Raw genomic sequence first — 12,354 nt, forward strand, 5'->3', positions numbered from 1 at the left:
AAGAGTGAAATTGTTAAAAGTATATTTATTAATAGTCATCATATAATGGAGTTACATTATGTTTGGAAATAAACAACTAAAGTCACCTGATGCTGACAAAGTCAAAACGTTAAAAAAATGGGACGCACGCAATAAGAAAAGACAACTTCTTATTCATACCATTTCGATAAACTATGGGTCCTCGCCTTTACTGACAAGACCTGCCCGAGAGGTTTTTAAAACCTGGGATGTCATTTCAAGTTCATTCATTGACCTGGATGCTGTGCTGAGAGGCTTCCGTCTGGGGCGCGGGCTTACGGTCAGATCGCAATCAGGCTTGTTTTTTGAAGCAGGATTTGTTCTCGATGTACCGGTGCAAAATATATTGGGGACGTTCAGTAATGATATCTGGTTCCCTAATCATGCAGGTGTCAATACCGGTACCGGCAAAGTCTATGATCGGTTTTCTCTTGCTGACAAAATTTTCGAGGGTAAAGGCAAAAATAAAGAGATCATGGCGCCTGGTGGTTACAATCAAATTCAACCACCCGGGAAGATACTTAAGAAAACTAATTACCAATGGCATAATGAGATATTGCTTATTGGCCGACCGAATATTAACACTTATCAGGGACTACCGCCGACGAGTGACATAAAAATAGCAGGGATTTTTGTAGCACCTAAGATCATACGTGCGAGCCGGGAAATGACAATCGAGGCTAACGAAAGGTTGTATAAGTTAGTTGACCGGATGAAAAAATGTAATCCAGGTATTCCGGTTACAGATATTTCCCGTTAATGCAAAACTTCGCGGCGATGATTCTCACACCGCTGTGGATAAACGCGGGATTGAGTCAGAAAAGCGTCATCAATGAACTGATGGCATGTGAGTGCAACTATACTCTTTCTGTGGGGCGATCACTGTCGCCCCGGAAATTGTGAAGCCACTCATGACGCAAACTAAAAATAAATCATCGCTGCTGACCGTGACGGTGGCGTGTATCGGCGTCGTCTATGGCGACATCGGTACCAGCCCGTTATATACCCTGCGTGAATGCCTGACCGGACAGGCAGGCATTGCCGTGACACAAAGTGCGCTGTTCGGCTTTCTGTCGCTGATTTTCTGGCTGCTGATGCTGGTTATTTCCGTGAAATACATCAGCTTCGTGATGCGGGCTGACAATGACGGCGAAGGCGGCATTCTCACCCTGATGGCGCTGGCGATCCGTAATCTGAATCCGCGCTGGATCCCGTTTATCATGTTTATCGGGCTGGTAGGGGGCAGTTTTTTCTACGGCGACGGCGTGATCACGCCCGCCATCTCGGTGCTTTCGGCCATTGAAGGGCTGGAAATTATCGAGCCTTCACTCGACCGTTTCATCATTCCGTTTGCGATTGCCGTCCTGACATTGCTGTTTTTCATTCAGAAAAAGGGCACCGGGATGGTGGGCAATATTTTCGCGCCGGTGATGGTGTTGTGGTTCGTGACCATTGGCGCGCTCGGTATTGGTGGCATCGTGCGTAACCCTGAGGTGTTGCAGGCGATGAATCCCTACTGGGCGCTGCATTTCTTTGTGGAATACAAAATCGTGTCGTTTTTCGCCCTTGGCATGGTGGTGCTTTCGGTCACCGGCGGCGAGGCGCTGTATGCCGATATGGGACATTTTGGCAAGAAGCCCATCCGCATCGCCTGGTTTGCGCTGGTCGGGCCTTCGCTGGTCATGAACTATTTCGGTCAGGGCGCATTATTACTCAGTCAGCCCGCCGCCATTAAGAACCCGTTTTTCCTGCTGGCGCCTGACTGGGCGCTGATTCCGCTGCTGGTGCTGGCGACGCTGGCCACCGTGATTGCCTCGCAGGCGGTGATTTCCGGCGTGTTCTCACTGACCCGGCAGGCGGTGCGCATGGGCTATCTGCCGCCTATGCGCATTATCTATACCTCGGATGTTGAGTCCGGTCAGATATACATTCCGGTGGTGAACTGGCTGCTGTATTTCGCGGTACTGATTGCCATCGTCAGCTTCAAACACTCGGGTAATCTGGCGTCGGCGTACGGTATCGTGGTGACCGGCACCATGGTGATCACTTCCGTGCTGCTCGGCATTGTGATGGTGAAAAACTGGGGCTGGAAATCCTGGGCAGGCGGACTGGCGATGGCGGTGATGCTGCTGATAGACATCCCGCTGTTTGCCGCCAACCTGATCAAACTGTTTTCCGGCGGCTGGCTGCCGGTGGCGATCGGCCTGAGTATTCTGGTGATCATGCTGACGTGGAAAACCGAGCGGTCGCGCCTGCTGCGCCGCCTGCGTCAGGATCCTGAAGCCCTGGAATCGCTGATTTCGTCGCTGGAAAAAGCCCCGCCGCAGCGGGTGCCGGGCACGGCCGTGGTGATGTCCCGCGGGCAATACGAAGTGCCGCTGGTGCTGTTGCACAACCTCAAGCACAACAAAATTCTGCATGAACGCGTGGTGTTACTGACTATCGTCACTGAGGATGTGCCTTATGTGCATAACGTCCGGCGGGTCACTATTGAACAGCTTTCACCGGCATTCTGGCGGGTGGTCGCCAGTTACGGCTGGCGCGAGAAACCGAATGTCACGGATATCCTTTACCGTTGCGGGCTGGAAGGGCTGAAAAGCAGCATGAACGAGACATCATTCTTCTTATCCCGTGACACCTTTATCCTCGGCGAACCGCGCCCGTGGTACCTGAAGGCGCGCGCAAAACTGTTCCAGGTGTTGCAGCGTAATTCCCTGCGTGCGCCGGAGCATTATCATATCCCGCCCAACCGGGTCATTGAGCTGGGCGCGGTGGTCAGGTTCTGACTGCCCGCGTTACGAGGCCATCTGCTGCGGGACGAGTTTTTGCAGCAGAGCGGCCACATCCACCTCATCGACGTTTTCCGCCAGCAGATAACGGCTGGCGTAGTCGCGCCAGATCCCCGATTGCAGAAAAAGCACAAACACATCGCGGTTCAGATGCTGTTCATTCACCATCGAGGTCATGATATTCAGGGCGTCTGACAGCCGCTTGCCCGGTTTATAAGGGCGGTCGGCCGCCGTCAGGGCTTCAAACACATCCGCCACGGCCATCATTTTCACCGGGATACTCATTTGCTGATCGCTGAGCTGATAAGGATAGCCTTTGCCGTCCATCCGCTCGTGGTGACCTCCTGCAATCACCGGCACATTGGCCATGGTGCGCGGGAACGGCAGTTTTTTCAGCATGATAATGGTCTGCATAATGTGTTCGTTAATTTTATAGCGTTCCTCATCATTGAGCGTGCCACGACGGATCGACAGGTTGTAAATCTCGCCGTAGTTGTAGAGATACACCGGTTCACGGAGCCTGAACTGATAGCTTTCCGGCAGATGATTTTTGCTGTCGCGGTAAATGATATGTTCTTCTTTATCGGCCAGCAGCGGTTCCTGTACCGGCAGTGATTGCGCCGGACGGCGGCCTTTACGCGCCAGTTCACCCGCCGAGACGCCCGCCGTGTCGTCAAGCGTGCGGGTCCACTGATAACCGGCGATATGCTGAATACGCAGCAGGGCAGCGTCGGAAAGAAACTCCGTGCCGATATTACAGCGGGCGATGAACGCGAAATCGTCATCCAGTTGCGCCAGTGCGGCGGCAAGTGACTGTTTGTCGGTGTCCGTCGGCGTCACGGCTGCGTGACAACGTAACCAGTCGATCTCTTTTTCCCGTTTCAGCACTTCAAACCGCATGCGGATTTCATGAATACGGTCGTAGATCAGTTCCAGCTTGGTGGCTTTATCGACGACAAATTCCGGCGTGGTGATTTTGCCGCAGTCATGTAACCAGCAGGCGGTATGCAGTTCCTCCCATTCGTGATCCGTCAGCGTGAACGCGGAAAAAGGCCCTTCCTGAGAATCGACCGCCGCCTGCGCCAGCATTTTGGTGATTTCCGGCACCCGCTGACAGTGGCCGCCGGTGTAAGGGCTTTTGGCATCGATCGCGCCGGCGATCAGCTCAATAAAGGCGTTCAGCAGGTTCTTTTGTTCCTGGAGTAAATACTGGGTTTCGATGGCAACTGACAGGCTGCCGACCAGTGCATCGACCAGCTGGATCCTGGCCTTCTGGCGCGGTTCGCTCAGCGATTTCACGCTGAATACCAACAGGAACCCGAGCAGGTGATTATCGTGGGTTTGCATCGGCACCGCGAAATAATGCAGCGGAAGATAAGGGGAAAGCAGGTCGCGCAGCGGCGCGGGGATCTCCCCGGTATGCCGGAAAACACCGGCCACCGGCGTGCCCTCGCGAACCTTCCAGAACGCCGGTAAATCATGGTGATCAAACCGCACCGACGCCACGTCGGCGATCTCCGGCGGTGCGTTGCCCCGGTTAACCGCCACCGGCGTGAAGGTTTCACCGTGCTTATCTGCCAGAAAAATAATGCCGCCGTCCATGTCGGCAATGTCGGTGGTTTCATCCAGCAATCCCTGCATCTGGCGGGGGAAATTGTCTTTGGCCGAAAGAATGCTGCCCATCGAAATAAACTGTTTCAGCCTGCGCCGCATTTTTGCCATCGCGAGGCGCAGATCATCCACTTCAGCAATGGCGGAGGGGCGGCTTTCTCCCTCATCAAAAATCAGGCTGCTGATGGATTCGGCATCCCGCTGCAAATGCAGTAACGGGCGGGAAATGCGCAGGGAGAAATACCAGACCAAGGGCAGGCTGAGGAGCAGCAGCACAAAGGCCACCAGCGTGGCCCTGTTTCTGACCGCATTGGCACCGGCGGTCAGCGTGGCGGAAGGCGTGGCGATCAGCAACTGGTAGCGGTTGCCGTTGTTGCTGAGGCTGATCACTGAGCCGAACCAGTCCTCATCGTGTGCCCTGAACATCCGGCTGTCGCCGTGGCCTGGCGTGGCGCGGGACGCCAGCAGCGCCTGTAATTCCGGCGACCGGTCACCTTTTCGCAACGGCTGGCTGGCGACACTCTCATTGGCAAAATTGACGATTTCTGCCTGACTGCCCGCCGGTAAATCCTGTTGTTTCAGAAACTGAGAAAGCAGGGCCAGCGAGACATCCAGCCCGATCACCGCCTGCTGATTATCCGCCAGACGGCTGTAAGTGAAGCCGGTCTCGCCGGTGCCTTTAAACAGGTAATTAGGGGAAGTCACCAGCCCGTGAGCGTGTGATGCCTGAATAAACCAGTCGCGGCTGCGCGGATCAAACAGCTCGTTGTCGACAACGCGCTCACCGATAATGTGCTGATTATCATCCAGATAGATAAAGCGTTTTTCAGGTTTACCCGCCAGCCACTGATTGCTCTGAACCAGCCATTTCGCGTTGGCGGGGATCTGGAAAAAGGCGCGGCTGGCGGCAGTGATCCGGCGCAGCATAAAAAAATCACCGCCGGAATAGCCGATATACACTGAACTGGCGTAATCATTTTGCCGCAGGATTTCGATAAATTTGCCGACCTGCGCCATTCTCTGACTGAGATTTTCCGCGCCGGTGACCGGCATACCGGTCAGAATATTCACCGACATCATCATGGTGCGCGTCACATTATGCAGTTCCGCCGCCACCGCATCCCCGGTTTGCTGATATTGCCGCGCGGCGCTGATCTGAGTTAAGCGGGTGAGATGGCTGTGGCTGAAAAGGGCGATCACGCTGCCGATGACCACAATCAGTAACGTGAACAGCGTGGCGATCTGAAGATGCAACGGATAGCGGCGGGTCAGCCCCGAAAGGTAGCCTGACATACGAAGTCCCGGAATAAGTGTCAACTTATCTGATCGTAGCTAACTTACCGGCGGATAAAGAAAATATCAGAAGAGTGCCATGGTTTGCCATGCCCGGCGCGATAAACCGGGCATGAGAAAGACGACGTACGGGAAGGGGTTATGCCTGCGGGGTTTCCGTCAGATTGGTGACGTTAACGTCCTGCGGTGACGCAGATTGAGTGGTCTGTGACGACGGGGTGGGTGTCAGTTCGGTCACCGCCGGTGTGGCCGTCTGCTGAGTTGTCACCGGTGCCGCTGGCGTTGCGGTCTGTGTGGTGACCGGTGCCGCTGGCGTTTCAGGGGTCACCTGCGGTGCGGTGACCGGGGCGGCAGGGGTTGTCGTCTGCGCCTGTGCGTCCGTCGCCGGGGCGACATCTTCAATTTGCTTCGGCATGCTCGGCACCGGTTCTGCCGGGATCGATTCTGACTTAGGTTTTGGCACCGGCGTTGACGCGCGAACTAAGAATGTCGGTTTGAGATCCGCAACAGAATAGGTCACATGGCTGATCATATCCGGCGAGGTGGCCACGTCGACCGGTGAAATTGTCACGCGGCCAATCAGCGAACGGGCATAGCCGCCGACCTTGTGTTTGCCTTCCGGCAGCTTAACTTCCAGACTTTCGCCCAGTCCTAACGCACCGGCATCTTTACCGTCGACGGTCACATACAGTTTGGTGCCATCGTCCGTTTTTGTCGGGATGTGGGTCACGGTCACCCGCGTCGAACCGAAATCGAAAGCCGGTGCCTGTTCGGCGGTTTTCGATTTTGCGCATCCTGTCAGGACGAAAATGGCCGCAACAGCGGCCAGAGTGAAGCGATAACTCATAGTACGGCGTCTTCCTTTAAGGGATTTTTGTGATCTGCGTACCAATATACCCGATCCGGGAGGAGAGATGAATGCGCAAACGGGGAACTCGGAACAGTCTGCCGGAACGGATGTTTCCTTCGTCGCATAACCTGCAACTTTCGGTTGAACCGTTTGGTCAATTTGTGTATTTTTATGCAAATTAATTGCATAAAATAACAATCACACAGGAGTGACCATGCTTAAGTCCTTAATTTTCACCGGGTGTCTGCTTTCTTCCTTAATCACATCTGCCTATGCCGCACAGACGACTTATGTGGTCGGTTCCGGCGGAACTTACCGTCCGTTCGAATATGAAAACAGCCAGAAACAGCTGGAAGGCTTTGATATCGACATCATCAAGGCCATCGCGAAAGCGGAAAACTTTGATATCAAACTGGTCAATACGCCGTGGGAAGGCATCTTTGCCACCCTGAATTCCGGCGACCGTGACATCATCATTTCCGGTATCACCATCACCGATAAACGCAAAGCGATGGTGGATTTCTCCGCGCCGTACTTCCCGGCAGAGCAGTCCATTGTGGTGCCTGAAGATTCCAAAGTGGATTCCGTTGCCGCGCTGAAAGGACAGAAAGTCGGCGTGGTGAACTCCAGCACCGGCGACATCGTGGTGTCGAATGAGCTGGGTAAAAACAGCACCGACATCAAACGCTTCGATAACACGCCGCTGATGTTGCAGGAACTGGCGGAAGACGGCATCGGCGCGGCGGTAGGTGACGTGGGCGTGGTGAAGTACTACATCAAATCTCATCCTGAAAAAGCGCTGAAACTGGTGCCGGATGCGAAATTTGAACGCCAGTATTTCGGCATTGCGGTCGCCAAAGACAACACCGAGTTGCTGGGTAAAATCAACGCCGGTCTGAAGAAAATCGTGGCCGACGGCACCTACGCGAAAATCTACCAAACCTGGTTCGACAAGAACGTTCCCACTCTTCCTGCCAACTGAATATTTCAATAAAACACAACGTTAATCAGGGGCGGCAAAACGCCCCTGAACAAGGACAGGTATGACCGGATTTCGCTGGGAGATAATCTCAGAATATGCGCCGCTGTTTGTACAGGGCGCGCTGATGACCATCAAATGCACCATTATTTGCGTCATTTTAGGCACCACCTGGGGGCTGCTGCTCGGCCTCGGCAGGATGGCCCGCGCCGATGACGGCCCGTGGAAACACATCCTGCGCTTCGCCGTGCAATGGCCGGTGCGCATTTACGTCAGTGCCTTTCGTGGCACGCCGCTGTTTGTGCAGATCATGGTGGTTCACTTTGCCCTGGTGCCGCTGTTTATCAATCCGCGCGACGGGATTTTAGTCGCCAACGGCCTGATGTCTTCGGATTTCGCCCGCGCATTGCGTTCCGATTACGGCGCATTCTTATCCTGCGTGGTGGCGATTACCCTCAATGCGGGGGCTTACGTCTCGGAAATCTTCCGTGCGGGTATTCAGTCGATCGATAACGGTCAGATGGAAGCCTCGCGCGCGTTAGGCATGGGCTGGGGCAAAACCATGCGCAAAGTGATATTGCCGCAGGCGTTCCGCCGTATTCTGCCGCCGCTGGGCAATAACGCCATTGCGATCGTGAAAGATTCCTCGCTGGCCTCGGCGATCGGCCTTGCCGATCTGGCGTATGCCGCACGCACGGTGTCCGGCGCTTACGCGACCTACTGGGAACCCTACCTGACCATTTCACTGGTTTACTGGGTGCTGACTTTCCTGCTCTCGCTGCTGGTTCAACACATGGAAAAGAGGTTTGGCAAAAGTGATTCACGTTAAGGATTTACAGAAGCAGTTTGGCGAAACCCATGTTTTGCGCGGCATCTCGTGCGATATCGCAGAGCAGGAAGTGGTGTGCATCATCGGGCCGTCCGGCTCAGGCAAAAGTACCTTTCTGCGCTGCCTGAATGCGCTGGAAAAGCCGAACGGCGGTGAAGTGGTGGTCAACGGTTTCGCCGTGCATGACCCGAAAACCAATCTGAACACGCTGCGTTCCGGCGTCGGCATGGTGTTTCAGCGCTTTAATCTGTTCCCGCATATGACCGTGCTGGAAAACCTGATCATGGCGCCGATGTCACTGAAAGGGCTGAGCAAAGCGCAAGCCGTATCACGGGCGGAAAAGCTGCTGCAAAAAGTCGGGCTGATCGACAAAATCGATGCCTGGCCTGCCAGTTTGTCCGGCGGGCAGCAACAGCGCGTGGCGATTGCCCGTGCGCTGGCGATGGAACCGTCAGTGATTTTGTTCGATGAACCGACATCGGCGCTCGATCCTGAACTGGTCGGCGAAGTGCTGGCGGTGATGAAACAACTGGCGCTGGAAGGCATGACGATGGTGATCGTCACCCACGAAATGGGCTTCGCCCGTGAAGTGGCCGACCGCGTGGTGTTTATCGATCAGGGTGTGATCCAGGAACAGGGGTCGCCAGAGCAACTGTTCAGCGCCCCTGAAAATCCCCGTACGAAGGCATTTTTGAGTAAAGTGTTGTAATCCTCCCGGGCGCACTGTGTTGCGCCCGTTTTCTCACCCTGACGAGGGCTGTCCGTGCCGCAATTCCATTCTTACTGCATTTCCTCCACCGGCGAAGAAACGGGAAGCGGCGATCTCAACGCGCGTTTCCCTTACTGGAGTTTTACCAAAACCGCCCTCGCGATCTGCGCGCTGAAACTGGCTGAGCAGGGTGTTCTGCATTTGGATCGCCCTGTGGAGGGGGAAAACTTTACGCTGCGCCAACTGCTCAGTCATACCGCCGGTTTGCCTGATTATGGCGCACTGGGCCGTTATCATGACGCGGTTGCCGCCGGAGAAGAGCCGTGGCCGCGTGAGACATTACTCGCCGCCGCATTCGCCAAAGGCAGGTTGTTTGCGCCCGGTGAAGGCTGGTCGTATTCCAATATCGGTTACATGTTCGTACGTGAACTTATCGAGGCGGTGTCAGGCAAAAGCTTTGCTCAACTGGTGAATGACATCATCAGCCAGCCGCTCGGGCTGACCAGTGTTTTTCACGCCACCACCCGCGAACAGTTCGCAGAACTTCATTGCCCGGCGGCCGGACATTATCATCCGGGTTGGGTGTATCACGGCTGTCTGGCGGGTAACGCACCGGACGCGGCAAAACTGCTGCATGGGTTATTTTCCGGCCAATTACTCAGCGCGTCGTCGCTGGCGGAAATGCAGGTGACGTATCCGCTCGGCGGCGCGATTGCCGGGCGTCCGTGGACCGAATGCGGCTATGCGCTGGGGCTGATGCGCGGTGCGATGGGCGGGAGCGGTCGCGTTGCCGGCCATACCGGCGGCGGCCCTTCCTGTGTCAACGCGGTGTACCATTTTCCGGATCTGCCCGATGCCATGACCGTTGCCTGTTTTGCCGAAGGCGATCATGAGGGAAGTGTGGAGTCGGAAGCGGGCAGGCTGGCAAGGGCGTAAGGTAATGGCCTCTTTTTGAAGCCACTTTGTGCTAAATTAGCCGACATTCTTACCGGCATTCCCGAGGCAACATGATCACTCCGCTCAACCGTACCACCCGTGAAATGAAGATCAACAATGTGGTGCTGGTCACCAGTGCGTTGAAATCGCTGGGGTCGGCGACCAAAGCAGATCTGGCGGGGGTGACCGGGCTGAGTATTGCCACCTGCGGCGCGGTGCTCAACGATCTGAGCCTGAGCCGCGAAGTGCTGGCGCTGGAACGGGAAGTGTCACGCGGCGGCCGTCCGGCACAGCGTTATGCCTATAACCCGGATTTCTTCTCCGTGCTGAGTCTGTATGCGCAGGGCAGTGATGCGGGCGCGCAGATTATCTGGTCGGTGAATACCGCCACGGGCGAAAGTCTGGCGCAGGGCGAGGTGCGTTTTCTGCCACTGACCCTGACCCGGTTTTATCAGCAAATTGAGCGTCTGCTGGCGGAGTATCCCAACATCAAAGCCCTCGGTATCGGGTTGCCGGGGGTGGTGGTAAAAGGCACCGTCGCGACCTGTGACATCAGTGCCTTCGCCGGTGTGCCTGTGGAGCAGCAGTTGCGCGAGCGGCTGGGGATTTACGTGCAGGCCGACAATGACATGAACTACACCGCCTGGGGATTTTACCGCAGCAGTTGCGCCGGTGTGACCGCGCCGGTGGCCTATCTGTTCAAACCGGCGGTGCCGTGTCTGGGCTGCGGCATGGTGGTCAACGGTCAGGTTTTGCACGGTGCCAGCCAGTTTGCCGGTGAAGTCTCCAATCTGCCTTATCAGGATATGGATAAACTGCCGGTGGCCGAAGAGATGGCGAAAGTGGTGATCTCCCTGGCGGCAATCATCAACCCGGCGACCATCGCGCTCTCCGGCCCTAAAATCAGCGAGGCGCTGATCCCTGAACTGACCGCTCTCTGCCTGCAACATATCCCGGCGCAACATATGCCCGCACTGATTTACCGTCCGTCGATGCGTCAGGATTATCTGCAAGGCATTACGGAACTGACCCTGAGAAATTACAACCTGCACGTCGCTTTCGGCGAGTGATCCGCATTGACTTTGTTTTGAGCGCGCCTTTATACTCGCCACTTATTAAAAGTCTTTTAATAAGTAATTTACCTGCCGGGAGAAGCCGATGTCATTGTCCTCTGAGATGGAAAGTCTGAACGCGCACGCCGGAAGTCCGGCCAGACGGGTCGCCACACGGGCGATATTTTTTGTCACCGGCATGGCGATGGGGCTATGGGCGGCGCTGGTGCCTTATGCGCAAATGCGTACGCACTCGGAGGCCGGTGATCTCGGCTTGCTGCTGCTGTGTCTGGGAGCCGGGTCGCTGCTGTCAATGCTCGGATCGGGACGGATCATTGGCCGGTTCGGTTGCCGCGCCGTGATCATCGCCGCTGTGGTGTTGTACTGCCTGATGCTGCCATTACTGGCGTTTTTCAGCGACATCTGGCTGCTGGCGCTCAGCCTGTTTATTTTCGGCATGGGTATCGGGCTGGCCGATGTGGCGGTGAATGTGCAGGGCACGCTGGTGGAACAGGCGGCGGATAAACCGCTGATGTCCGGTTTTCATTGCCTGTGGAGCGTCGGAGGCATCGCCGGAGCCGGTGGCGGGGCGCTGTTGCTCAGTGCCGGGGTGTCGCCCCTTGGCAGCACGTTTTGCGCGGTGGCGCTGGTCGCTGTGGTCACGGCGTATTCCTTTCGCGGCATGCTGCCTTTTGGCGCGCATGAAGAAGACGCGGGCGAAGGGAAACCGAAAGCCAGACCCAATTTCAGGCTGATGCTGATGGCTGTTATGGCGATGATCTGTTTTATGGCAGAAGGCGCGGTGCTTGACTGGGGCGGCGTATTTCTGACCCGCGAACGCGGTCTGGCGCTGGAACATGCGGGCTGGGGATTTGCCGTGTTTGCCGTGGCGATGTCGCTGATGCGTCTGACCGGTGATGCGATTGTCAGTGCGCTCGGACGTAAACGTATTCTGATAGTCGGCGGCGTGCTCGGTATTGCAGGTTATCTGATGGTGGTGTTGTTGCCGGGCTGGATCCTGCCACTGTGCGGATTTGCCCTGGTGGGGATCGGCGCGGCGAATATCGTGCCGGTGCTGATCACCCTCGCCGGTCAGGAAAAAGTGATGCCGGTGAACATGTCCGTGGCAATGGTCGCGACGCTGGGCTATCTCGGTGTGCTGGGCGGTCCGGCGCTGATCGGGTTTATTGCCCATCTTTCCAGCCTGTATGTGGCGTTTTCGGCGGTGGCGGCGGCATTTCTTGTCATTACGTTTGGGGCTTATAAACTGAAGTACTGAAGGTGCGTG

Annotated in this window: 10 protein-coding genes; 8 read left to right on the forward strand and 2 right to left on the reverse strand. The window is 55.9% G+C overall.

The annotated features are described in order from the left end of the window. Nucleotides 1–58 precede the first annotated feature (58 nt). Together J9880_RS21670 and kup are read left to right on the forward strand one after the other, a co-directional pair. Nucleotides 59–778 (forward strand): hypothetical protein, encoded by a 720-nt coding sequence (locus tag J9880_RS21670; protein ID WP_232770736.1) that lies wholly within the window; start codon nucleotides 59–61, stop codon nucleotides 776–778. A gap of 151 nt (nucleotides 779–929) precedes the next feature. Next, nucleotides 930–2,804 carry a low affinity potassium transporter Kup gene (kup, locus tag J9880_RS21675; protein WP_232770737.1) on the forward strand — a complete coding sequence of 625 codons (1,875 nt, stop codon included), beginning with the start codon at nucleotides 930–932 and terminating at the stop codon, nucleotides 2,802–2,804. Nucleotides 2,805–2,813: 9 nt separating this feature from the next. Here the strand turns inward: kup and J9880_RS21680 are convergent, their stop codons facing one another. Both J9880_RS21680 and J9880_RS21685 read right to left on the reverse strand, forming a co-directional pair. Next, nucleotides 2,814–5,711 (reverse strand): HD domain-containing phosphohydrolase, encoded by a 2,898-nt coding sequence (locus tag J9880_RS21680; RefSeq protein ID WP_232770738.1) that lies wholly within the window; start codon nucleotides 5,709–5,711, stop codon nucleotides 2,814–2,816. A 139-nt stretch (nucleotides 5,712–5,850) separates the two neighbouring features. Beyond that, on the reverse strand, nucleotides 5,851–6,558 hold the full coding sequence (locus J9880_RS21685) for a hypothetical protein (RefSeq protein WP_232770739.1): 708 nt from the start codon (nucleotides 6,556–6,558) through the stop codon (nucleotides 5,851–5,853). A 217-nt stretch (nucleotides 6,559–6,775) separates the two neighbouring features. Between J9880_RS21685 and J9880_RS21690 the strand changes: the two genes are divergently transcribed. The 6 genes from J9880_RS21690 (at nucleotide 6,776) to J9880_RS21715 (ending at nucleotide 12,345) form a co-directional block, all read left to right on the forward strand. Then, nucleotides 6,776–7,543 carry a basic amino acid ABC transporter substrate-binding protein gene (locus J9880_RS21690; RefSeq protein ID WP_095925676.1) on the forward strand — a complete coding sequence of 256 codons (768 nt, stop codon included), beginning with the start codon at nucleotides 6,776–6,778 and terminating at the stop codon, nucleotides 7,541–7,543. A 61-nt stretch (nucleotides 7,544–7,604) separates the two neighbouring features. After that, on the forward strand, nucleotides 7,605–8,369 hold the full coding sequence (locus J9880_RS21695) for an amino acid ABC transporter permease (protein ID WP_095925677.1): 765 nt from the start codon (nucleotides 7,605–7,607) through the stop codon (nucleotides 8,367–8,369). Next, the gene (locus J9880_RS21700) at nucleotides 8,356–9,078 is read left to right on the forward strand and encodes an amino acid ABC transporter ATP-binding protein (RefSeq protein WP_232770904.1); all 723 of its coding nucleotides are present in this window, start codon (nucleotides 8,356–8,358) and stop codon (nucleotides 9,076–9,078) included. Before J9880_RS21695 ends, J9880_RS21700 begins: the two co-directional genes overlap by 14 nt. Before the next feature lie 54 nt (nucleotides 9,079–9,132). Next, a complete protein-coding gene (locus J9880_RS21705; protein ID WP_232770740.1) occupies nucleotides 9,133–10,014 on the forward strand; it encodes a serine hydrolase domain-containing protein in 882 nt (293 codons plus the stop codon). A 71-nt stretch (nucleotides 10,015–10,085) separates the two neighbouring features. Continuing rightward, entirely contained in the window at nucleotides 10,086–11,084 is a 999-nt protein-coding gene (locus J9880_RS21710) for an ROK family protein (RefSeq protein WP_131693055.1), read from the forward strand. A gap of 88 nt (nucleotides 11,085–11,172) precedes the next feature. Continuing rightward, a complete protein-coding gene (locus J9880_RS21715) occupies nucleotides 11,173–12,345 on the forward strand; it encodes an MFS transporter (RefSeq protein ID WP_095925680.1) in 1,173 nt (390 codons plus the stop codon). The last annotated feature ends 9 nt before the right edge of the window (nucleotides 12,346–12,354 follow it).

The sequence above is a fragment of the Rahnella victoriana genome (genome assembly GCF_021276285.1).
In the GTDB taxonomy this organism is placed as follows: domain Bacteria; phylum Pseudomonadota; class Gammaproteobacteria; order Enterobacterales; family Enterobacteriaceae; genus Rahnella; species Rahnella victoriana.